Source organism: Pelomonas lactea (assembly GCF_043555885.1).
In the GTDB taxonomy this organism is placed as follows: Bacteria; Pseudomonadota; Gammaproteobacteria; order Burkholderiales; family Burkholderiaceae_C; genus Pelomonas; species Pelomonas lactea.
Genome location: NZ_JBIGHX010000010.1, coordinates 1 through 20,659, shown reverse-complemented (window position 1 = coordinate 20,659; position 20,659 = coordinate 1). Strand labels below are relative to the sequence as shown.

The window sequence follows — 20,659 nt, the reverse complement described above, 5'->3', positions numbered from 1 at the left end:
AGTTGGGGGCTGCCTTCCCAGGAGACGACGCATGTGCGAGGTGTTCATCAGCGCCGACCCGCAGAGCTACGACAGCCGCACGCGCTCGGTGCGGCTGCACGGCGTCGTCACCAGCATCCGGCTGGAGAACCTGTTCTGGCAGGTGCTGGAGGAGATCGCCGGCCGCGACGGCCTGGGCGTGGCGCAGCTGATCGAGAAGCTCTACGACGAACTCGTGATCGCGCGCGGCGAGGTGGGCAACTTCGCGTCCTTCCTGCGCGTCAGCGCGCTGCGCTACGAGGCCTTGCTCGCGCAGGGGCGCATCCCGGCCGACCGCAGCATCCCGCTGCGCACGCTGGACGCGCCCACCGTGCTGCGCGACCTGCACACGGGCTGGGGCGGCACGCCGCGCGGCCTGACGAACTGACTCAGCGGGCGCGCGAACCGGGCGACCGGGCCAGCCCCAGGCCCGGCCGCTCCAGGTCGCGGAAGGCCTCGAACACCCACGACCGCAGCCCGATGACGACGCTGTAGGGCCGCTTCTCGGCCGATGGCAGCTTCTGGTCCAGCAGGTGCTGGCGGGCGAAGTCGTCCGCCGCGCGCTGCAGCCGCTCGGCCAGCTCGCGCGCATGGCCGGCGCCGAACTCGCCGTGCACCAGCGTCAACAGCTCGCCGTCGCCGTCGAAGCCGCCGGCGAAGAAGTCCGCCATCACGCGCTCGCGGAAGAACGTCATCACCGGCCCCTGCGGCCGCCAGCGCAGCGTCTTGGCGACCTTGAGCCGGTAGCGGTTGTGCGGCCGCAGCTCGATGACGCCCAGCCGGTCCAGCTTCACCAGCGCGGCCACGGCGTCCGCCTCGCTGAGCCGGTAGCGGGCCAGCACGTCCTCCAGCGCCCACAGGCTCAGGCAGCAGATGGCCACCAGCAGCAGCTTGGGGTCGGCCACGACGGCCTTCTCCTGCTCCAGGCTCAGCTCGCGCTGCGTGGGCGCCTGCGCGGCCATGCGCGCGGCCAGCTCGGCGAACTCCAGCTTCAGCACGCGGCAGATCTCGTCCACGCGCGACAGCGGCATCTCCCCGCCCGGCGCCAGCATGCGCTTCACACTGGACTCCGACAGCTCCAGCTCCCGCGCCAGCTCGGCGTAGCTCAGGCCCTGGCTCTTCAACTCGGCCTTGATGAGGGCCACGAGGGATTGGGTGCTCGACATGGGCGCGAACGGTAGCGCATGGCGCGCCTCGGGGCGACCGGCGGCCCGCCATCAACAGCAGATTACGGCCTGCCGGTGTCACCAAACGCTACCGAACGTCGCTCGCCGCGCGCCTCGGAACTATTCCCGAGGGCAGCACCGCCGGCTTCGCGCAAGATCGCGGCCATTCCAGAACCCAGGGAGTCCCCCAGCATGTCCTCGTCCCCCTTCATCCGCCGTGACACCAGCGCCTGGCGCCTGCAGGTCTGGGTGTCCTTCGGCCTCAGCGTCATGCTGTGCGGCTCGGGCCTGGCCTGGCTGCCGGGGCAGGACCTGGACCGCGCCTTCATGGTGATGGGCTATGTGTTCTGCCTGTCCACGGCGTTCGCGCTCGCCAAGTTCATCCGCGACAACCAGGACCGCCCCGTCGACACGCCCATGTGGCGCATCGTCGTCTGGACCGGCTTCGCGCTGGCCATGGGCCTGACGGGCTGGGGCCTGTGGCGCATGGAGATACAGCCGGTGTGGAAGGCCTACCTGGGCGTGTGCTGGCTGTACCTCATTTCGAACGTCTTCACGCTGGCCAAGATGCTACGCGACGCGCACGAAGCCGACCTGCTCGAAGCCCGCATGCAGGGCCGCCGCGAGGCCGCCATGCCCGCCGACGGCCAGGCCCAGTAACCCCGGGAGCCCTTCATGAAGCACCTGTTCGCCCTCACCAGCCTGTGCCTGGCCTTGAGCCAGCCGGCGCTGGCCCACACCAGCCCGTCCGAAGCCAGCGCGGCGCTGTCGTTGGCCCCCGTGGTGCTGTCGGTCGGCGCGGTCAGCGCCACCGGCGTGGCGCTCAGCGCGCTGCCGGTGGGCATCCTGTCGGCCGGCGTGACGCTGGTGGTCGTCAGCGTGGAGGTCGTCGGCGGCGCCACGGTCTGGGTGCTGGAGCGCGCGTCCGACGGCGCGCGCATCAGCATCAAGGCCTCGGGCAAGCTGGCCGAGGGCATCGTCGTGTCCACCGGCGCGGCGGTCACGGTGTCGGTCATCGGCGCGGGCACCGTGCTGTCGGTGGCCGGGGAGGTCATCGCCTTCATCCCCAACGAGATCGGCAAGGCGCTGCTGCACAACGAGCAGGTCACCCGTTGAAGCCCGCCCTGGCGCTGGCGGCGCTGGTCGTCGCCACGGCCGCGCACGCCGGCCGGCCGTGCGAGGAGAAGCAGCCCACGGTCCGCCAGATCGAGCAGGGCCTGAACCTGGCCCAGGCCACGGCGCGGCAGCTGGACGCCAGCGGCGCGCAGGTCGTCATCCTGGCGCGGGCCGGGCAGGACCTGTCCAAGTACGGCCTGCAGTGGTCGCACCTGGGCTTTGTCTACAAGGACCCGCAGGCCGGCGTCTGGCGCGTCGCGCACAAGCTCAACCAGTGCGGCACCGACCACGCGGCGCTGTACCGCCAGGGCCTGGGCGAGTTCTTCCTCGACCGCCCGCACCGCTACGACGCCGCCTTCGTCGTGCTCAAGCCCGAGCTGCAGCAGGCGCTGCTGCAGGTGCTGCCGCAGAACGCCTTCATCGCGCGCTTCAACGAGCGCCGCTACAGCATGGTGGCCTACGCGTTCGGCACCACCTACCAGCAGAGCAACCAGTGGGTGCTGGAGACGCTGGCCGGCTCGGCCGCGCCCGGCATCAACAACCGCCGCGACGCGCAGGCCTGGCTGAAGGCCCAGGGCTACCAGCCCACCGACCTGCACCTGTCCACGATGACGCGGCTGGGTGGCCGGCTCACCAAGGCCAACATCGCTTTCGACGATCATCCGAGCGCGCGCCGCTTCAGCGGGCACATCGACACGGTCACCGTCGACTCGATGTTCGCCTGGCTGCCGCGTGCCAATCTTTCGGAACCTCCGCAGCTGGTCAAGCCATGAGCCAAGAGCATCCCAATCAGTTCGCCCTGCTGGGCCAGCGCCGCTTCGCGCCCTTCTTCTGGACGCAGTTCCTCGGCGCCGCGAACGACAACGTCTTCAAGTTCGCATTCACGCTGATGGTGACCTACCAGTTGCAACTGGACTGGCTGCCGCCCAGCATGGCGGGCCTCGTCATCGGTGCGCTGTTCATCCTGCCCTATGTGCTGTTCTCGGCCACCAGCGGCCAGCTGGCCGACAAGCACGACAAGGCGCGGCTGATGCAGCTCGTGAAGAGCCTGGAGATCGCCATCATGGCCATCGCCGCGTGGGGCTTCTACGCGGCCAACGTGCCGGCGCTGCTGGGCTGCGTGTTCCTGATGGGCCTGCACTCCACGCTGTTCGGCCCGGTCAAGTACGCCTACATGCCGCAGCAGCTCAGCGAGCGCGAGCTGACCGGCGGCAACGGCATGGTGGAGATGGGCACCTTCGTGGCCATCCTGCTGGGCCAGCTGGCCGGCGGCATCCTCGTCGACACGCCCATCGTCGGCCCGGAGAACGTCGCCCGAGCCTGCCTGGCGCTGGCCATCCTTGGCCGCATCGCTTCGCAGTACATCCCCGCCAGCCCGTCGACCGATCCGAACCTCGTCATCAACTGGAACCCCTTCACCGAGACCTGGCGCAACCTCAAGCTGGCGCACGAAGGCCTGGCGGTGTTCCGCTCGCTGCTGGGCATCTCGTGGATGTGGTTCTTCGGTGCCGTGTTCCTCAGCAACTTCCCGGCCTTCGCCAAGGAGGTGCTGCACGGCAGCCCGCAGGTGGCGTCGCTGCTGCTGGCGGTGTTCTCCATCGGCATCGGCATCGGCTCGCTGCTGTGCGAGATGCTGTCCAAGCGCCACGTCGAGATCGGCCTCGTGCCGCTGGGCGCCCTCGGCATGAGCATCTTCGCCATCGACCTGTACTTCGCGTCCACCGGCCTGCCGGCCAGCGCGCCGTACACGGTGAGCGCCTTCCTGGCCGTGCATGCGCACTGGCGCGTGCTGGCCGACCTGACGCTGCTGGCGCTGTTCGCCGGCCTGTACAGCGTGCCCATGTACGCGCTGATCCAGCTGCGCGCGCAGCCCACGCACCGCGCCCGCATCATCGCGGCCAACAACATCCTGAACGCGCTGTTCATGATCGCCAGCTCCGTCATCGCCGGCGCGCTGCTGGGCGCGGGCCTGACGATCCCGCAGGTGTTTCTGGCCGTGGGCCTGGCCAACGCGGTCGTCGGCATCTACATCTTCCTCATCGTGCCGGAGTACCTGCTGCGCTTCGCGGCCTTCGTGCTCACAAGGCTGATCTACCGCTTTCGCATCGTCCATGACGAGCGCATCCCCACCACCGGCCCGGCCGTGCTGGTGTGCAACCACGTCAGCTTCGTCGACGCCGTGCTGCTGATGGCCGCCAGCCCGCGGCCCATCCGCTTCCTGATGGACCACCAGATCTTCAAGATCCCCGTGCTGGGCTGGATGTTCAAGCTGGCCAAGGCCATCCCCATCGCGCCGGCCAAGGCCGACCCGGCCACGTACGAAGCCGCCTTCGCCGCCGCCCGCGCCGTGCTGGCCGATGGTGAGATGGTCTGCATCTTTCCCGAGGGCGGCATCACGCGCGACGGTGAACTGCAGCCCTTCAAGGGCGGCGTCATGAAGCTCATCGACGGCCTGCCCGACGTGCCGGTCATCCCGATGGCGCTGGGCAACCTGTGGGGCAGCTTTTTCTCGCGCGTGGAAGGCGGCAAGGCGATGGTGAAGCCGCTGCGGCGCGGGCTCTGGAGCCCCATCAGCCTGACGGTGGACGCGCCGATGAAGCCGGCGGACGTGACGCCCGACGTGCTGCGCGCGCGCGTCGCGGGCCTGCTGGCATGAACCCGCTGGCACGCGGCCTGCTGACCGCTGTGCTCGGCGCCGGCGCGCTGGGCTTTCTGGCCATCAGCGCTTGCGCCGGCTACGTCACGCTGACGGCGCTGGACATCCCGGGCCGGCCCTTCCTGGTGCTGGCGCTGCCCTGCCTGGTGGGCGGCTTGGCCCTCGCCTGGTGCTGTGCGTTCCTGATCAGCCGCCTGCCGAAAGGACCGCGGCCCCCGAAGGACCTCTCATGACCGAGAACACCGACTCCAAGTTCTGGCGCTTCCTGGCCATCGCGCTGCTGGCCGCGGCCACGCTGGGCTTCGGCCTGGCCGGGCTGTGCGGCGCGGCGTTCACGCTGATGGCGCTGCCCGACGTCCTGTCCAGCCGGTCCGGCAGCTACGCCGGCGCGGCGCTGATCATCGCCGTTCCCAGCCTGCTCATCGGTGGCGCGCTCGCGTGGTGGTGCGGGCGGCTCCTGCGTCGCGCCTGGCTGCGGCGCACACGTCCATGAGCGACGGACTAGCACGCGCCTGGCGCTTCATCACGGCTTGCCTGCTCGTCGTGGCCGCGCTGGGGTTCGGGCTGGTGGGGCTGTGCGGCGGCGTGTTCACGGTGATTTCCGCCACTGCCAACGGCGCCTTTCTGGGCATCGCCCTGCCGTCGCTGCTGATCGGCGGCGGACTGGCCTGCCTGTGCGCGTGGCTGCTGCTGCGCTCGCCGCGCGAAGACGCTTGATCGCCAGCGCCACCGCCGCCGCCTGGGCGCACACCGCCTTCGCCTGGGCCGGCATGGCGCTGGGCGCGGCGATGTGGCGCCGCACACTGAAGGGCCAGCAGCGCGGCGGCGCGCTGGCGCCAGGGAACTTCGGCGTGCTGGTGGGGCTGCTGATCGGCGCAGCGCTGGGCAACAAACTCGTCTTCCTCATCGAGCGGCCGGACATCGCACGGACGCTCTGGGAGAGCCGCTCACTGGCCTGGCCGGGCCAAAGCATCGTCGGCGGCCTGCTGGGCGGGCTGATCGGCGTGGAGATCGCCAAGAAGCTCACCGGCCAGACCCGCAGCACCGGCGACGCGATGGTGTGGCCCATCGCGGTGGGCTTGGGACTGGGCCGTGTCGGCTGCTTCCTCGCCGGCCTGCATGACGACACCTACGGCCTGCCCACCGCCCTGCCCTGGGGCGTGGACTTCGGCGACGGCACGCCGCGCCACCCGACGCAGCTGTACGAGATCGCCGTCGTGCTGCCGCTGGGCTGGCTGCTGCACCGCGCCCGCTTCGCCACGCCGGGCCTGGCGTTCAAGCTGTTCCTCGCCGGCTACCTGCTGTGGCGCCTCGCCATCGAGTTCCTGAAGCCCGTGCCCGTGGCGTACCCGCTGGGCCTGTCGGGCATCCAGTGGACCTGCCTGGTCGCGCTGGCCGTCTACCTGCCCCTCACGCTGCGCGCCGCGCGCTGAACCGCATGACCCGCAAAGTCCGCCCCTACCTGTTCTACGACACGACGCAGTCGGTCTGCACGACCTGCCTGCGGCCCTGCGAGGCCAAGATCGTCATCAAGGACGAGCAGGTCTTCATGGACAAGTGGTGCCCCGCGCACGGCACCGAGCGCGTGCTCGTCAGCGACGACGCCGACTACTACCGCCTGTGCCGCGAGGTGTACGTGAAGCCGCCCGAGATGCCGCAGCGCTTCGCGACGCCCATGCACTACGGCTGCCCCTACGACTGCGGTCTGTGCCCCGACCACATGCAACACAGCTGCCTGTCCATCGTCGAGATCAGCGACCACTGCAACCTGCGCTGCCCCACCTGCTACGCGGCCTCCGGGCCGGAGCGGCTGACGCACCGGTCCCTCGCCGAGGTCATCGCGATGCTGGACGCCATCGTCGCCAGCGAGGGCGAGGCCGATGTGGTGCAGCTCTCCGGCGGCGAGCCGACGCTGCACCCGCAGTTCTTCGACATCCTCGACGCCGCCCGCGCCCGGCCCATCAAGCACCTGATGGTCAACACCAACGGGCTGCGCATCGCGCAGGACGCGGCCTTCGCCGAGCGGCTGGCCAGCTACGCGCCGGGGCTGGAGGTCTACCTGCAGTTCGACTCCCTCAAGCGCGACGCGCTGATGGACCTGCGCGGCGCCGACCTGCGCCGCCCGCACGACGAGGCGCTGGCGCGGCTGGAGGCGTTGGGTCTGTCCACCACGCTGGTGATGACGGTCAAGCGCAGGGTCAACGACGACGAGATCGGCGACGTGATCCGCCACGGCCAGTCGTTCGCCTGCGTGCGCGGCGTGACGCTGCAGCCCATCCAGAACGCCGGCCGCGTGGAGGCCTACGACGCGGCGAAGCACCGCCTGACCGTCAGCGAGCTGCGCCGCCGCATCGCCGAGCAATCGGGCGTGTTCACCACCGCCGACGTGCTGCCCGTGCCCTGCAACCCCGACACGCTGGCGATGGCCTACGCCATCCGCGGCGAGGGCGGCCTGGTGCCGCTGACCCGCTACCTGGACGCGCAGACGTTGCTGGCCGGCGAGCGCAGCACCATCGTCTTCGAGGGCGACCCGGCGCTGAAGGCCGCCGTGTTCAAGCTGTTCTCCACCAACCATTCGCCCGAGAGCGGCGCCAACTGCCTGTCGGAGCTGCTGTGCTGCCTGCCGCGCGTCGACGCGCCGCGCTTGAGCTACCGCGACGTGTTCCGCGTGCTCATCGTGCAGTTCATGGACGCGCAGTCGCTGGACATCCGCGCGCTGAAGAAGAGCTGCATCCACATCGCGTGCCCCGACGGGCGGCTGATCCCGTTCGAGGCCCACAACCTGTTCTACCGCGACGAGCGGCAGCAGCAGCTCGCCGCCATCCGCGCCGAGATCGACCAGGGCCGCGCCTGGCGCGCCGGCGCGGCCCCGCCCGCCCCCGTTCCGGTGCGCGTGACCGTGGGCTGAGCGCCACGGCGCAGCGGACAAGTTCACGGCCGCGGCGCCGGGGCGCGCGCGGCGCGGTGGGCAAGCCGGGCGGCGGTGCCCACAATCGACGCACCGCACCGCCTTTGGAGCCCCGATGAAAGCCATCACCCTGCTGCTGGCCGCTGCCGGCCTGGCCCTGCCCGCCCTGGCGCAGACGGAATACCACTTCTCGCCCGTCAACCAGGCCAACATCGCCACGGCGGCGTCGTACTGGAACCCCATCGTCGCCTATGTGTCCGAGAAGAGCGGCGTCAAGCTGTCGCTGAAGCTGGGCCGCACCTCGGCCGACACCACCGCCTACGTGCTGGCGCAGGAGGTGGAGTTCGCCTTCACCAACCACCTGTTCAGCCCGGAACGCGAGCAGATGGGCTGGAAGGTCTTCGGCCGGCGCAACACGCCGCCGCTGCACGGCCAGATCGTCGTCGCCGCCGACTCGCCGGTGAAGAGCCTCGCCCAGCTGGATGGCAAGGAGATCGGCTTCCCTGGCCCCGAGGCCTTCGTCGCCTACAAGACCACCTACGCCCAGCTGCTGCAGCAGAAGGTCAACGTGCGCGCCGTGTTCGGCGGCAACATGGACGGCGCCTTCGCCCAGCTGTTCAGCGGCAAGGTCGCCGCCGTGGGCGCCAATTCGCAGCTGGTGGAGGGCTATACCAAGCGCGAGGGCAAGCAGTTCCGCGTGCTGTGGAGCTCGGAGCCGTACCACGACCTGGCCCTGATGGTGTCGCCCAAGGTGCCGGCGCGGGACGCCCAGGCCGTCGCCAAGGCCTTCATCGGCATGGCGCAGGACCCCCAGGGCCGCGAGATCCTGGCCAGCGGCGCCAAGCTGGTGGGCCTGCCGGCCGACGCGGTGTTCGTCGCCTCCGACGGCCACGAATACGCGTCCTACCGGCGCTTCTACCAATCCGCGCCGGCCACGCTGCGCTGAACGTACGGACCGGCGCGCCCCCCCCCATGAGCCGTATCGACGCCCTGCTGCCGCGCTCGCTGGTCAGCCGCGTCATGCTGGTCTACACGGTGGCGCTGACGCTGCTGGTGGTGACGGGCGTCGGCGTCTTCCTGGCCTACACCTTCCGGGCCACGCTGGACGATGCGGACAGCGGCGCGCAGGCGATGTCGGCGCTGCTGTCGCCCGCCGTCGCCGACTCCGCCGTCGTGGGCGACTACGACACCATCCGGCGCACGCTGGAACGCGTCATCACGCATCCGCTGTTCGAGCGGGCCGCCTTCATCGACCTCAAGGGCGGGCGCATCGAGGTCGTGCGCCAGGACCGCCCCGACCCCACGCCGCCCGACTGGCTGGTGCGTCACGTCGAATCGCGACAGTCGCCGGTCAACGCGACCATCAACGTCGGCGGGCGCGACTACGGCATCACGCGGCTGTCGGTCTGGAGCGACCGCGTCGCCGCCGACATCTGGCAGGTCATGCGGCTGGCCCTGCTGCTCGCCGCCCTCGGCGTGCTGGCGGGTCTGGCCCTGGTGTGGTGGCCGCTCAAGCGCTGGCTGGGCCAGCTCGACCGCGTCAGCGACCTCGGCACCCGGCTGCAGGAGGGTGGCCAGGCGCTGCTGCCAATGCCGGTGGACCAGGCACCGCTGGAGTTCCAGCGCACCTTCGAGGTGGTCAACCAGGTGGCGGCGTCGCTGCAGGCCGAGCGCGCGCAGGCGGCCGTCACGCTGGCCTCCATCGCCGAGGGCGTGGCCACCGTCAATCGCGCGGGCATCGTCGTGCTGACCAACCCGGTGCTGGGTGAACTGCTGGGCGGCGCCAGCGCGACGCTGCTGGGCCAGCCCATCGCGGCGCTGCTGCCCGAACTCGACGTGGACCCGACGGCACCGGACGGCTGGCTCGGGCACCGCTTCGAGCGCGGCAAGCGCATGCTCGAAGCCAGCCTGGCGCCGGTGCGTTCCGGCCCGGACGGCGACGCCGCCGGCGCCGTCATCGTGCTGCGCGACGTGACCGAGCGGCAGCTGCTGGAGAACCAGCTGCGGACCGAGCTGGACGCCCGCGCCCACGCGATGACGGCCATGAGCCAGATGCTGGGCTCCGCCGGCTCCGTCGCCGACGGCATGCGCGCCGGTGCCATCGAGCAGCTGTCCAGCCAGGTGGGCGACATGGTGGCGCGGCTGCGCCGCCAGACCAGCCAGCTGCACGCCATCTTCAACCTGACGCCGGACGGCTTCATCGCCTTCGATGCCCGGCACCGCGTGCAGTTCGTCAGCCCGGCCTGCGTGTTCCTGACCATGCTGTCCGACCGCCAGTTGCTGGGCCAGGACGAAGCCGGCCTGGAGGCGCTGCTGCAGGCCCGCTTCGCCGAATCGGATGCCCTGCGGCCGCTGCGGCTGCAGGAGTTGCGCGACGCACCGCGCATCGTGCAGATGGCCCAGCCGATGGCGCGCATCCTGTCGCTCGCGCTGCACGACGGCGGCGGCGCCGAGACGCCGCAGCTGCTGCACATCCGCGACGTCAGCCAGCAGTTCGAGCTGGACCGGCTCAAGAGCGAGTTCCTCTCCACCGCCGCGCACGAGCTGCGCACGCCCATGACCAGCATCTTCGGCTTCGTCGAGCTGCTCATCCACCGCGAGATGTCGCCCGAGCGGCACCGCGAGCTGCTGCAGCGCGTGCACCGTCAGAGCCGCGCCATGATGGACATCCTGGACGAGCTGCTGGACCTGTCACGCATCGAGGCCCGCCGCGCACTGGACTTCCAGTTCGGGCCGGTTTGCCTGAACGAGCTGCTGCGCCGCACCGTCGACGACTTCGGCGTTCCCGCGGGCCGTGAGGCGCCGGCGCTGCTGCCCGCCGCGCAGCCGCTGTGGGTGCATGCCGACGCCAGCAAGCTCGGGCAGGCGCTGCGCAACCTGCTGTCCAACGCCTACAAATACTCCCCCGGCGGCGGCCCCGTCACGCTGCGACTGCAGCCGGCGGACGATGGGCAGGTGGACATCGAGGTCGAGGACCGCGGCATCGGCATGACCGCGCAGGAGCTGGCCCGCGTCAGCGAGCGCTTCTACCGCGCCGACCGCTCCGGCGCCATTCCCGGCACCGGGCTGGGCATGTCCATCGTCAAGGCCATCATCGAGCTGATGGACGGCAGCCTGCTGCTGCGCAGCGAACCCGGCCGGGGCACCACGGCCACGCTGCGGCTGCGCGTCACGGCGACACCGACCGACGCCAGCCCCGCAACCGGCGCACCAGCCGCAGCTTGACGGCCCGCGCCGCGCGCCACACCGCGCTGGCACGCACCCAGGCCAGCAGATCGGCCTTCCAGGCCGTCCAGCGCGCATGCAGCCGCGCGAACCAGGCCAGCTGCATCAGCGCCGGCTGGATGAGCTGGAACAGCCACGCCAGCAGCGCGGTGCCGAACAGCTTGGCCGCGACGATGACGGCCACACCCAGCGTCACGCGGCCCTCGGCCACCAGCCACACGGCCAGCAGCTTGACCGGCAGGATCAGCACGCTGGGCAGCAGCAGCGCCACCAGCGCCCAGCGCGGCGGCAGCCGCCGCAACAGCGTCTCCAGCTGCCGGATGAACGGCAGCCTCGCCAGCAGCGCAAACGCCCGCCGCAGCGGCTCCCAGCCCCATTCCTCGAAGAGGATGAGCAGGGCCAGGACGACGCGGACGAGCCAGCGCAGCGGCGCCAGCAGCAGCTTCAGCATGCTCAGAGTTTGACCCGGCAGCGCAACCCTGCCGGAAGTTCACCCTTGGCGTTGGGAATCTCGGCCACGATGCCGAAGGTGCCCGCGGCCGCGTCGACGACGCGGTCCACCGTGCGCACCCTGGCCTGGATGGGCTTGCCCGAGAACGGCGCCTCGGGCGTGACGCTGACCATCTGCCCCGGCTTGACCGCCGTGAACGCCTTCACCGGCAGCAGCGCCTGCACCTTCAGCGGGTCGGTCTGCGCGATCTTCAGCACGGGCTTCTTGGTGTCGCTGCTGTCCATCAGCGCGCCGGGGTAGAGGTACTGGTCGACGACGACGCCGCTGAACGGCGCCAGGATCTGGCGGCGGCGCAGCTGGTCGACGGCCTGGCGGTGGTCCAGCCGCGCAATCTGGTTGTTCTCCGTGGCCGTCTTCAGTTCGGCTTCCGCCAGCTTGAGTTCGGCCTGCGCGTCTTCCACGGCCTGGGCGGAGACAAATTCCTCCGTCAGCAGGTCCTGCAGCCGGCGTGCCTTCTCGCGCAGCGCGCCCACCTTGGCGCGCGACATCTCGGCCTGCCCCTGCGCATCGGCGCGCGCCTTGGCCGACTCGGCCGCGCTGGCCTCCACGCTGCTCTCGATGCTGACGAGCACCTGCCCCTGGCGCACCGCCTCGCCACGGCGTGCGTGCACGCGCTCCAGGATGCCGACGACCGGGCTGCGGATCTCCACCGTCTGCGCGGGTTCGATCATGCAGTCGTACTCCTGCGCCGAGGCGGGCAGGCTCGGCAGAGCAAGGAGGGCAAGAAGGGCAGGAGAAAGAGGCGTGGGCTTCATGTCGTGGAACCGGCAATGCCGATGATGCGGTGCAGTTCGCGGTCCTGCCGCAGGGTCTGTTTTCTCATCTGCCAGGCGCGGCGCTCGGCGTCGCGCTGCGCCAGGCGCACGGCCAGGGCCAGGCCTTGCCCGCGGGCGAGCGCGGCGCGCAGCGCGGGTGGCAGGGTTTTGAAGAGTGGGTCGTCGGCCGCCACCAGCGCCCGCACGGTGCCGGGCTGGCCCTGGCGGCCGCTGCGGCCGAACAGCTGGCGGTCCACGCGCGGCGACTCGTGGAACTCGGTGAGGACGACGTGCAGCCCGCCGGCGGCCAGCGCCTGCGCGTCGGGCTTGATGTCGGTGCCGCGGCCGGCCATGTTGGTGGCGATGGTGATGCGTCCCGACGCGCCGGCCCGCGACACGATGGCCGCCTCCTCGGCGTCCTGGCGCGCGTTCAGCACGGTGGCCTCCACGCCGCGCGCGGTGAATACCGCGGCGACGGCCTCGCTGGCCTCCACGCTGCGGGTGCCCACCAGCACCGCCTGGCCGCGCGCGGCGGCGGCCATGGCCTCGTCGGCCACGGCCTGCCACTTGGCGGCGGCATCCGGCAGCACGGCGGGCGGCAGCTCGCGGCGCTGGATGGGCTTGTTCGTCGGCAGCCGGCGCACGCGCAGCCGGTAGGTGGCCCACAGCTCACGGGCCGCCTCGGCGGCGGTGCCGGTCAGCCCGGCCAGCAGGTAGTAGCGGCGGAAGAAGCGCTGGAAGGTCATGCGCGCCAGCGTGTCGCGGCCCGCCGTGAGCTTGACGCCCTCCTTGGCCTCGATGAGCTGGTGCAGGCCCTGCTCCCAGCTGCGGTCGGCCATCACGCGGCCGGTGCTCTCGTCGACGATCTGCACCTTGAGGCCCTCCTCGGGCTTCTCGCCGGGGGCCAGGATGTAGTGCTGATCGCGCTCGTAGAAGTGCAGCGCCGTCAGCGCCTGGCGCAGCAGCTGCTCGCGCCACGGCCGCGCCCGCCACACGGGCCGCACGCCGTCGGGCAGCGGCGGGCAGGCATCCAGCGCGCCGGGCTTGAGCTCCACCTCGCGGGTGGCCAGCTTCAGCGTGAAGTGCTGGCCCTCGCGCAGCTCGCGCGCGGCGGCAATGGCCCAGGCCAGCAGCGCCGGCTCGTGGATGCCTTCGGACTCCTGCGAGATGATCATCGGCGTGCGGGCCTCGTCGATGAGCACGCTGTCGGCCTCGTCGACGATGGCGAAGTGCAGCGCCGGGATCAGCGGCTCGGCCGACTCGCCGCGCACGAAGCCGCGCAGGCCGGCCACGCGGCCCGGCAGCAGGCCGTGGCCGGCGAGGCGGTCCTTCAGGTAGTCGAACACCAGCTCCTTGCCGCTGACGTAGCAGACCGCATGCCGGTAGGCGGTGCGGCGCTCGTCGGGCTCCATGCCGCCCTTGACGAAGCCGCCGGCCAGGCCGAAGAACGCGAACAGCGGCGCCATCTCCTCGCAGTCGCGCTGCGCGAGGTAGTCGTTGGTGCTGACGACATGCACGCGCGCGCCGCTGGCGGCCATCACCGTGGCGGCCAGCGCGGCCACCAGCGTCTTGCCCTCGCCGGTGCGCATCTCGGCCAGCTGGCCGGTGATGAGCAGGCGCGCGCCGGCGAACTGCACGGGGTGCGGCCACAGGCCCAGCCGGCGCCGCGCCGCCTCGCCGACGGCGCCCAGCGCGCGGGCCAGTGCGGCGCCGTCGTGGGGCGCGGCGCGCAGCGCGGCCATCGCGTCCAGCAGCTGCCGCACGACGGCCTCGTCCTCTGCATCGCGCAGCGGCTGCGCGGCGATGGCGGCACTCAGCGCGGCCACGCTGGCGGCCGACTCGCTCCGCACCGGCAGCCAGCCGGCCACGTCGCGCAGCCAGCGCTCCAGCTTCTGGTCACCCTCGGCGCCACGCTCGTCACGCAGCGTGTCGGCGCGGCGGAACTCCGGGCCGGCCAGGGCCTTGAGCCAGCGCAGGTCGGCGGCCAGGCTAGACATTCAGCCTCGCGAGGAAGGCCTGGCGCAGCCGCAGCAGCCACTGCGCCGCCAGCGGCGTGGCGCCCAGGTCGAAGCGCACCCAGACCTTGTCGCCGAACACGGCGCTGGGCGACGGCCGGGCCAGCTGCAGCTCGATGTCGAACACGCGGCGCAGGCTGTGCTTGCCGCCCTCCTTGGACGGGTCCACCGCCACCTCGCCGCCGCCCGACGAGCCCAGCGCCGGCGACACCAGCTCGAAGCCGCCACCCGGCACCTGGCGGCGCACGCTCGCGTCCTGCGTGGCGTGCGGCCACTGCATCAGCCGCACCTGCACGCCCCCCGGATTGGAGGAAAGGCGGTGCTTCACGAGGTCGGCATCCTCCTGCGACACAGCCACGCGCACGCGGTCGGTCGGCCCGGCGACGAGGTAGCCCAGCAGCTCGCCGCGCTTGACGGCGCGGCCGGTCAGCTCGGTGGGCGCGTCGGGCACCCAGCGGCCGGCGACGTTGGCCGCCACGTCCAGCGCGGCGACGCGGGCGCGCGCTTCCTCGTAGCGCTGCTGCCGCGCGGCCAGCTCGGTGCGCAGCGGGATGGCGCGCGCCGGCTCGGCCACCTCGGCGCGGCGCAGCGTGGCCTCGGTCTGCGCCAGCGCCGCGGCGGCCTGCGCGAGCTCGGCCTGCAGCGGCAGGTTGTCGATCCTGAGGATGGCGCCGCCGCGCGCCACCGCGCTGCCCGGCGCCGCCTTCACGGCGCTGATCTGGCCGGCCGCCTCGGCGCGCACCAGCGCCTCGTCCGGCAGCCACACCACGCCCTGGTGCACCGAGTAGAACGGCAGCGGCACCAGGCCCAGAAAGCCCAGCACGCCCGCCGCCAGCAGCAGCGCGCGGCGCTTGGCCAGGTCGCGCCGGCGCGCCAGCGAACCGCCTTCGTCCAGGTGCTTCCAGGCCTTCCACAGCGGCATCACCAGCGCCTGCCAGCCCGCCATGATGGCCATGATGGCGCCGATCAGCAGGTACTCGCTGGCGACGAACCAGATCAGCCCGACCGTGATGAGCAGCCGGTAGACGGGCGCGATGGCGCCGTAGAGGAACAGGATCCAGCGCTCGCCGTCCGACACCATGGGCGGTTCAGCGTCGCGCGCGCCGAACAGCCAGCGGTCGCTGAGGTAGACCCAGTAGGCCTGGGCGCGCTGCGCCAGGTTGGGCAGCTCCAGCAGGTCGGTCGCGATGAAGTAGCCGTCGTAGCGCATCAACGGGTTGCCGTTGACCAGCAGCGTCGACACACCGGCGATGAGGATGACGTTGTAGGCCACCGCGGTCAGCAGCCCCGGCTCGGCCGCCAGCCACACGAACAACGCCACGGCGCCTAGCGCCAGCTCGGCCAGGATGCCCGCCGCCGCCACCTGCGCCCGCGCCCACTTGGACGGGAAGCCGTAGGACGACGTCGCGTCCACATACGGCACCGGCGTGAACAGGATGAACAGCAACCCCACCTCCCGCACCGTGCCGCCATGCGCCTTCACGGCCAGGCCATGCGCCCACTCGTGCACCGCCTTGACGACGGGGTAGACGAACCACAGCAGCACCAGGTTGCTGGCGGACAGCACGCGGTCCGACAGGTTCTGCGTCAGCGCCTGCCAGTGCTGCGCGCCCAGCACCGCCGCGGGCACGACGAGGGCCAGCCACAGCAGCAGCACCGGCAGGCTGAACAGCGCACGTGCCAGCACGGTCTGCCGGTCGAACCACGCGTCGGGGTGGAACAGCGGCAGCCGCAGGCTCATCAGGTTCAGCCAGTTCTGCTTGAACTTGGCCTTGCGCTGGCGCTGGAAGCGCTCGAACACCTCGCCGGCGTCGGGCGAGACCTGCGTCTGCAGCAGGTCGTTGGCGTGCAGCGACGACACCAGCTGCACCAGCTCATGCTGCGAGATCGTCGCGCCGTCATCGCTGGCCGCGGCGCAGGCGGCGTCCCAGACCTCGTCCAGCGTGCGGCGCCCGTCGCACAGCGACAGCACGCGCCACACCTCGGGCGTCATGCGGTGAAAGCGCTGCGCCACCGGGTCGGACAGCAGCACCCACGAGCGGCCGCGCAGCCGGCGGTGCAGCGGCTCGACGCCGTCACGCAGCCGGGGGCGCAGGTGGCGCAGCGCGTGCCAGTGCTCCGAAAGCAGCGCCTGCATGTCAGCTCCCGGGCCGAGCGCCGGGCCGCTCCCAAGCCGGCCCGTCCTGGCGATGTGCGTGCGGCTCAATGCCGCATGCATCGCCGTCCCCTCGGGGGACCGGCCAACGTACTCGTTGGACGAGGGGCGCCATGTCGTCTATATCCAGTACTGCCAGAGTTTGAGACGCAGCCAGTCGACGGACTCGCGCGTCCAGATCGTCAGCAGGTTGGACCGACCGACAACCACCTTGGCCACGCCCTGCATGCCGGGGCTCAGCGCCGGCACCTCGCCCCGCCACGCGGCCTCGGCGCGGAAGCCGTTGGCACCGTCCTGCACGCTGGCGGTGGCCGTCACGCGACTGAGCTCGAAGTCGTGGCCGGCATGCGGCTGGCCGGCCAGGCGCAGCACGCCGGGCTGACCCACGCGCACGCGGGCGATGTCGCGCTCGGGCACGTGCAGCACGACGCGGTAGCCCTCGGCGGCAATCTCGAACATCTCCTTGCCCAGCTCGGCCGGGCTGCCCAGCTGCTGCACCCAGTCGCCGCTGACGACCAGGCCATCGATGGGCGCCACCAGCTGCGCGCGCGCCAGCTTGGCCTCCACCAGCGCGAGCTGGCCTTCGGCGCCCTGCAGCTCGGCGCTGGCCAGCGCGACGGACGCGGCCTCGCGGTCGGCCATGGCCTGGCGCAGCTTGGCGGCGGCCTGGTCGCGCTCGCCGCGCAGCCGGGCCTGGTCCAGCTTCAGCTCGCGGTCATCCAAGCGCAGCAAGACCTGGCCCTGGCGCACGCGGTCGCCCGGCCGCACCAGCGCCTCGGCGATGAAGCCCTCGAACGGCGCCGTGACGAGCTGGCGCGTGCGGCCCTCGATGACGGTGTGCGCGGTCACGCGGTCGTCCACCGGCACCAGCAGCAGCACGACGAGCACGACGGCCACGGCCGCCGCACCGACCTTCCAGGCCCGATGGCCAGGGCCGCGCAGGCGGTCCACCACGCGGCGCAGCGCGCGCCAGGCCTGCACCGGCAGCGGCAGCTCGGCCGTGCGCCAGTGGCGCAGCAGCGGCTCGGCCAGCGTGGCGCTGGTGCGCAGCACCTGCTGCGCGGCCGGCGACGCGTCGCCCTGCGCCACCAGCACGGCCGCCACCTCGCCCCGGTCCAGCAGCGGCAGCGCCCAGACGCCGTCTTCCACCAGCTCGCGGCCCTCGACGAAGGCGCGCTGCGCCACCTCGCCCGCCGCCCGCAGCGCGGGGCTGCCGGTCTCGGCGTGAGACACGTCGGCCGCCACCCACCAGTGCGTGCGCTCGTGGCGCACCTCGAACAGCGACAGCCGCAGTTCCCCTTCGGCCGGCAGTTCCCGCCGTGCCCAGGCCGCCGTGCGGTTGACCCAGTCCTGCGCCGCGGCGCGCGCGCGACGGTGCGATGCCACGTGGCCCATCAGCTCCAGCAGCTCGGCCGCGCGCTGGTTGTGCGCGAGGCTGGCGGCGCTCAGCGTCAGCTGCAGCCAGCCCAGCGACAGCAGCAGCAGTTGCAGGCTGCGGTCGTTGTGCGGCGGGCTGAGCAGCGCGCCCACGATGCCGGGCTGGCCGCTGGGCAGGGCCAGGTGGGTGGCCACCATCAGCTCGCCGGTGGCCACGCGGCTCAGCGCGACGGGGCTGTCGCGCGTCACGCGGGCACGGGCCTCGGCCCAGGCGTCGGCCACGTCGGCGCGCTCGAACGGCGCGCGCCAGGCGGCGTCGGCCGCGTGCAGCGCGACGCCCTGGCAACCCAGGCCGGCCGCGTGCAGCCGCTGCAGCCACATCGCCAGCGCCGGCGCCAGCTCGGCCGCCTGCGCGACGGGCGCGGGCGGCGGCAGCACGAGGTCGTGGTCGTCGGCCGTCATGAGCCGCTGCGCTCGCGGGCGCGGTTGAGGTCGACCGGCCGGTGGGCCACGAGCTGCGCGTCCAGCGCCTGCCAGTCGGCCTCGCCGAGCTGGCCCGACAGCGCGCGCAGCCTGAAATAACCCGCCCAGGCGTCGTGCCGGGCACGGGACAGGTCACGCCGGGCCTCGAACAGCTTGCCCTGCGCCTCCAGCACGTCGGCGTTGGTCTTGATGCCCACCTCGAAGCCGCGCTGGTTGGCGCGCACCGACAGCGCCTGCGAGCGCTCGGCCGTGGCCAGCGCCTTGGCCTGCGACAGCGCCGACAGCGTGGCGACGAAGGCCTGGCGCACGCCGATGACCAGCGTGCGGCGGGCCAGGTCCAGCTCGCTGGCGGCCTTGTCGCGCAGCGCCAGCGTCTCGACGACCTTGGACTGCGTGGCGCCGCTGGCGAACAGCGGGATGGTCAGCGTGGCACCGATGGCCGACGAGTTGCCGCGGCGCGGGAAGATGCTGGTGGCCGTGCCGGTGTCGCTGGAGTGGGTGTAGTTGTAGTTGATGTCCACCGTGGGCGCATGGGCCAGCGAGGCCTTGCGCGTCTCGGCCTCGGCGGCGTCCACGGCCAGCCGCGCCTGGCGCAGCTGCGGGCTCTCGGCCTCGGCCTGGGACAGCCACTCCAGCACGCTGTCGGCCGGCAGCACGGGCAGCGCCTCGGGCGCCACGGCGCGGGCCAGCAGCGCCGGCACGGGGCCGTTGGCCACCTCGGCCAGCACCTGCTGGCGCAGGTCCAGCTCGGCCTCGGCGGCCAGCAGCTGGGCGATGGCGTTGTCCACCCGCGCCTCGGCCTCGCGCACCTCGGGTGCGGCCGCACGGCCGACCTGGAAGCCGCGCCGCGCCGCGGCCAGCTGCTCGCCGTAGGCCTCGCGCAGCGCCGTGGCGTGAGCCACCACGTCGCGCGACTTGAACACCTCCAGCACCGCCTCGGCCAGCCGCTGCTGCGCCTCCAGGCGCGACTGCAGCAGCGCATTGCCGGCCTGCTCCAGCTGGCTGCGCGCGGCCTGCAGCGCCGGGTACAGCGCGCCGCGCCAGACGGGCTGAGTGACCTGGAAGGCGTACTGGTCGGCGCGAAAGGGCCGCGTCTGGCCGGCCGGCAGCTCCTGGTAGCGCGTCTCGGTGGACGTGGCGGTCAGGTTGGCCGTGGGGCCGTAGGCGGCGCGCGCCTGCACCAGCCGCTCCTCGGCAGCGCGCAGCGACGCGCCGGTGGCCCGCACGGCGGGGTCGGCCGCCAGCGCGCGGTCGGCGAGCTCGGGCAGCGTCTGCGCCGCGACCGGCAGGGCAACGAACAGGGGCAGGAGGCGGGTGAGGCGTCGGATCACGGCAGGCCCAAACGAAACGCGCCGGCCAAAAAGGCCGGCGCGTGAGTGTCCGTGAAAGCGTCAGTCGCGGCGGCGGCGGCGCGCCAGCGCGGCCCCGGCCACCGCAATGCCGGCCAGCACGGCGCTGGCAGGCTCGGGCACCGTGTTGGGCGTGCCGGTGTCGGGCAGCACGAAGGTCAGCTGCAGGTAGTCCACCGCGCCACCGTCGGAACCATCCGCCGGGCGGATCTCGAACTTGTCGTTGACGCCAGTCAGCAGGTTCAGCAGGTCGATCAGGTCGAAGCTGTCTTCGACAACCTTGTTGAACTGCTCGGTGCCCGGGTCGCCATCGGAGATCTTGCCGACGAACTCGCCGTTCAGGTACAGGCTGGCCTGGCCGCCGAAGCCCCAGCCACCGCTGACGACCTTCAGCACGGCGCTGTCGACCAGGTCACCGCTGTAGCCGGTGTTCAGCAACGCGCTGAAGCCGCCCTGGGCGATCCACGCATCGGCTTCGGAGCTGTCGCCAGCCGAGGGCAGGTCATTGAACAGGAAGAACTCGCCAACGCCGAGAGCAGGCGTCACACCGAAGCCGTTGATGCCGCCGTACAGCGTGACGACGGTGGGCGCCGCCTGGGCGGAACCGGCCAGGGCGCCCAGCGACAGCAGGGCGGCAGACAGCCAGCGGCGGGAAGATGAGGCGAGGGTCATGGGGAAGGTCCGAAAGTCGGGCGCGCCAAAGCGCGGATAACGCATCCTAGGGAAGCCGCCGCGCGGCGACTATCCCCGGAGCACGGGACGCGGGCGTGGTGCCCAGGCGACGAAACGAGGGCGGTCACTTGCCCCCCACCAGCTGCTGCCACTGCGCCTTGGCGCGCTCTTCCAGCTCCTTGAGCCAGGCATCGCTGAGCGCGCGGGCGCGGTCGGCCTCGTCCTGGGCGATCTCGGCGGCGGTGCGCGGCAG

General features: G+C 72.1%; 20 protein-coding genes. 12 read left to right on the top strand and 8 right to left on the bottom strand.

Going from position 1 to position 20,659, the window contains the following annotated elements:
• Nucleotides 1–31: 31 nt before the first annotated feature.
• Nucleotides 32–406 carry a ribbon-helix-helix domain-containing protein gene (locus ACG04Q_RS22590; protein WP_394513763.1) on the top strand — a complete coding sequence of 125 codons (375 nt, stop codon included), beginning with the start codon at nucleotides 32–34 and terminating at the stop codon, nucleotides 404–406.
• 1 nt (nucleotide 407) lies between these two features.
• Here ACG04Q_RS22590 and ACG04Q_RS22585 read toward each other — a convergent pair whose 3' ends face one another.
• A complete protein-coding gene (locus ACG04Q_RS22585; protein ID WP_394513762.1) occupies nucleotides 408–1,184 on the bottom strand; it encodes a helix-turn-helix domain-containing protein in 777 nt (258 codons plus the stop codon).
• A gap of 192 nt (nucleotides 1,185–1,376) precedes the next feature.
• Between ACG04Q_RS22585 and ACG04Q_RS22580 the strand changes: the two genes are divergently transcribed.
• The 11 genes from ACG04Q_RS22580 (at nucleotide 1,377) to ACG04Q_RS22530 (ending at nucleotide 11,089) form a co-directional block, all read left to right on the top strand.
• A complete protein-coding gene (locus tag ACG04Q_RS22580) occupies nucleotides 1,377–1,844 on the top strand; it encodes a YiaA/YiaB family inner membrane protein (RefSeq protein ID WP_394513761.1) in 468 nt (155 codons plus the stop codon).
• 15 nt (nucleotides 1,845–1,859) lie between these two features.
• Nucleotides 1,860–2,300, top strand: a complete 441-nt coding sequence (locus ACG04Q_RS22575) for a hypothetical protein (RefSeq protein WP_394513760.1) — start codon at nucleotides 1,860–1,862, stop codon at nucleotides 2,298–2,300.
• On the top strand, nucleotides 2,297–3,073 hold the full coding sequence (locus tag ACG04Q_RS22570; protein ID WP_394513758.1) for a DUF2145 domain-containing protein: 777 nt from the start codon (nucleotides 2,297–2,299) through the stop codon (nucleotides 3,071–3,073). Before ACG04Q_RS22575 ends, ACG04Q_RS22570 begins: the two co-directional genes overlap by 4 nt.
• A complete protein-coding gene (locus ACG04Q_RS22565) occupies nucleotides 3,070–4,956 on the top strand; it encodes an MFS transporter (protein ID WP_394513757.1) in 1,887 nt (628 codons plus the stop codon). The genes ACG04Q_RS22570 and ACG04Q_RS22565 overlap by 4 nt, the downstream gene beginning before the upstream one ends.
• Nucleotides 4,953–5,189, top strand: coding sequence for a hypothetical protein (locus ACG04Q_RS22560; protein ID WP_394513756.1), 237 nt, complete (start codon nucleotides 4,953–4,955; stop codon nucleotides 5,187–5,189). The genes ACG04Q_RS22565 and ACG04Q_RS22560 overlap by 4 nt, the downstream gene beginning before the upstream one ends.
• A complete protein-coding gene (locus tag ACG04Q_RS22555; protein WP_394513755.1) occupies nucleotides 5,186–5,449 on the top strand; it encodes a hypothetical protein in 264 nt (87 codons plus the stop codon). The genes ACG04Q_RS22560 and ACG04Q_RS22555 overlap by 4 nt, the downstream gene beginning before the upstream one ends.
• Entirely contained in the window at nucleotides 5,446–5,673 is a 228-nt protein-coding gene (locus tag ACG04Q_RS22550; RefSeq protein WP_394513754.1) for a hypothetical protein, read from the top strand. The genes ACG04Q_RS22555 and ACG04Q_RS22550 overlap by 4 nt, the downstream gene beginning before the upstream one ends.
• The gene (locus ACG04Q_RS22545; protein ID WP_394513753.1) at nucleotides 5,670–6,389 is read left to right on the top strand and encodes a prolipoprotein diacylglyceryl transferase; all 720 of its coding nucleotides are present in this window, start codon (nucleotides 5,670–5,672) and stop codon (nucleotides 6,387–6,389) included. Before ACG04Q_RS22550 ends, ACG04Q_RS22545 begins: the two co-directional genes overlap by 4 nt.
• 5 nt (nucleotides 6,390–6,394) lie before the next feature.
• Nucleotides 6,395–7,864 carry a radical SAM protein gene (locus ACG04Q_RS22540; protein WP_394513751.1) on the top strand — a complete coding sequence of 490 codons (1,470 nt, stop codon included), beginning with the start codon at nucleotides 6,395–6,397 and terminating at the stop codon, nucleotides 7,862–7,864.
• Nucleotides 7,865–7,979: 115 nt separating this feature from the next.
• Nucleotides 7,980–8,810, top strand: coding sequence for a phosphate/phosphite/phosphonate ABC transporter substrate-binding protein (locus ACG04Q_RS22535; protein WP_394513750.1), 831 nt, complete (start codon nucleotides 7,980–7,982; stop codon nucleotides 8,808–8,810).
• A 26-nt stretch (nucleotides 8,811–8,836) separates the two neighbouring features.
• On the top strand, nucleotides 8,837–11,089 hold the full coding sequence (locus ACG04Q_RS22530; RefSeq protein ID WP_394513749.1) for a sensor histidine kinase: 2,253 nt from the start codon (nucleotides 8,837–8,839) through the stop codon (nucleotides 11,087–11,089).
• On the opposite strand, the gene ACG04Q_RS22525 is transcribed toward ACG04Q_RS22530, so the two are convergent.
• From ACG04Q_RS22525 to ACG04Q_RS22495, 7 genes are all read right to left on the bottom strand, one after another.
• Nucleotides 11,034–11,540, bottom strand: coding sequence for a hypothetical protein (locus tag ACG04Q_RS22525; protein WP_394513748.1), 507 nt, complete (start codon nucleotides 11,538–11,540; stop codon nucleotides 11,034–11,036). The two genes, ACG04Q_RS22530 and ACG04Q_RS22525, sit on opposite strands and share 56 nt — an antisense overlap.
• A gap of 2 nt (nucleotides 11,541–11,542) precedes the next feature.
• Nucleotides 11,543–12,271 carry an efflux RND transporter periplasmic adaptor subunit gene (locus tag ACG04Q_RS22520; protein ID WP_394513746.1) on the bottom strand — a complete coding sequence of 243 codons (729 nt, stop codon included), beginning with the start codon at nucleotides 12,269–12,271 and terminating at the stop codon, nucleotides 11,543–11,545.
• 80 nt (nucleotides 12,272–12,351) lie between these two features.
• A complete protein-coding gene (locus ACG04Q_RS22515) occupies nucleotides 12,352–14,352 on the bottom strand; it encodes a preprotein translocase subunit SecA (RefSeq protein ID WP_394513745.1) in 2,001 nt (666 codons plus the stop codon).
• Nucleotides 14,345–16,507 carry a site-2 protease family protein gene (locus ACG04Q_RS22510; protein WP_394513744.1) on the bottom strand — a complete coding sequence of 721 codons (2,163 nt, stop codon included), beginning with the start codon at nucleotides 16,505–16,507 and terminating at the stop codon, nucleotides 14,345–14,347. Before ACG04Q_RS22510 ends, ACG04Q_RS22515 begins: the two co-directional genes overlap by 8 nt.
• Before the next feature lie 138 nt (nucleotides 16,508–16,645).
• Nucleotides 16,646–18,364, bottom strand: coding sequence for an efflux RND transporter periplasmic adaptor subunit (locus ACG04Q_RS22505; RefSeq protein ID WP_394513743.1), 1,719 nt, complete (start codon nucleotides 18,362–18,364; stop codon nucleotides 16,646–16,648).
• Nucleotides 18,361–19,716, bottom strand: a complete 1,356-nt coding sequence (locus ACG04Q_RS22500; RefSeq protein ID WP_394513742.1) for a TolC family protein — start codon at nucleotides 19,714–19,716, stop codon at nucleotides 18,361–18,363. The genes ACG04Q_RS22505 and ACG04Q_RS22500 overlap by 4 nt, the downstream gene beginning before the upstream one ends.
• A 60-nt stretch (nucleotides 19,717–19,776) precedes the next feature.
• The gene (locus tag ACG04Q_RS22495; protein ID WP_394513741.1) at nucleotides 19,777–20,406 is read right to left on the bottom strand and encodes a PEP-CTERM sorting domain-containing protein; all 630 of its coding nucleotides are present in this window, start codon (nucleotides 20,404–20,406) and stop codon (nucleotides 19,777–19,779) included.
• Nucleotides 20,407–20,659 lie beyond the last annotated feature (253 nt).

Bases quoted from the DNA above. Each gene is read 5' to 3' on its own strand.
- ACG04Q_RS22590 (WP_394513763.1), top strand. From the start codon at position 32: ATGTGCGAGGTGTTCATCAGCGCCGACCCGCAGAGCTACGACAGCCGC.
- ACG04Q_RS22585 (WP_394513762.1), bottom strand. From the start codon at position 1,184: ATGTCGAGCACCCAATCCCTCGTGGCCCTCATCAAGGCCGAGTTGAAG.
- ACG04Q_RS22580 (WP_394513761.1), top strand. From the start codon at position 1,377: ATGTCCTCGTCCCCCTTCATCCGCCGTGACACCAGCGCCTGGCGCCTG.
- ACG04Q_RS22575 (WP_394513760.1), top strand. From the start codon at position 1,860: ATGAAGCACCTGTTCGCCCTCACCAGCCTGTGCCTGGCCTTGAGCCAG.
- ACG04Q_RS22565 (WP_394513757.1), top strand. From the start codon at position 3,070: ATGAGCCAAGAGCATCCCAATCAGTTCGCCCTGCTGGGCCAGCGCCGC.
- ACG04Q_RS22560 (WP_394513756.1), top strand. From the start codon at position 4,953: ATGAACCCGCTGGCACGCGGCCTGCTGACCGCTGTGCTCGGCGCCGGC.
- ACG04Q_RS22555 (WP_394513755.1), top strand. From the start codon at position 5,186: ATGACCGAGAACACCGACTCCAAGTTCTGGCGCTTCCTGGCCATCGCG.
- ACG04Q_RS22550 (WP_394513754.1), top strand. From the start codon at position 5,446: ATGAGCGACGGACTAGCACGCGCCTGGCGCTTCATCACGGCTTGCCTG.
- ACG04Q_RS22540 (WP_394513751.1), top strand. From the start codon at position 6,395: ATGACCCGCAAAGTCCGCCCCTACCTGTTCTACGACACGACGCAGTCG.
- ACG04Q_RS22535 (WP_394513750.1), top strand. From the start codon at position 7,980: ATGAAAGCCATCACCCTGCTGCTGGCCGCTGCCGGCCTGGCCCTGCCC.
- ACG04Q_RS22530 (WP_394513749.1), top strand. From the start codon at position 8,837: ATGAGCCGTATCGACGCCCTGCTGCCGCGCTCGCTGGTCAGCCGCGTC.
- ACG04Q_RS22525 (WP_394513748.1), bottom strand. From the start codon at position 11,540: ATGCTGAAGCTGCTGCTGGCGCCGCTGCGCTGGCTCGTCCGCGTCGTC.
- ACG04Q_RS22520 (WP_394513746.1), bottom strand. From the start codon at position 12,271: ATGATCGAACCCGCGCAGACGGTGGAGATCCGCAGCCCGGTCGTCGGC.
- ACG04Q_RS22515 (WP_394513745.1), bottom strand. From the start codon at position 14,352: ATGTCTAGCCTGGCCGCCGACCTGCGCTGGCTCAAGGCCCTGGCCGGC.
- ACG04Q_RS22510 (WP_394513744.1), bottom strand. From the start codon at position 16,507: ATGCAGGCGCTGCTTTCGGAGCACTGGCACGCGCTGCGCCACCTGCGC.
- ACG04Q_RS22505 (WP_394513743.1), bottom strand. From the start codon at position 18,364: ATGACGGCCGACGACCACGACCTCGTGCTGCCGCCGCCCGCGCCCGTC.
- ACG04Q_RS22495 (WP_394513741.1), bottom strand. From the start codon at position 20,406: ATGACCCTCGCCTCATCTTCCCGCCGCTGGCTGTCTGCCGCCCTGCTG.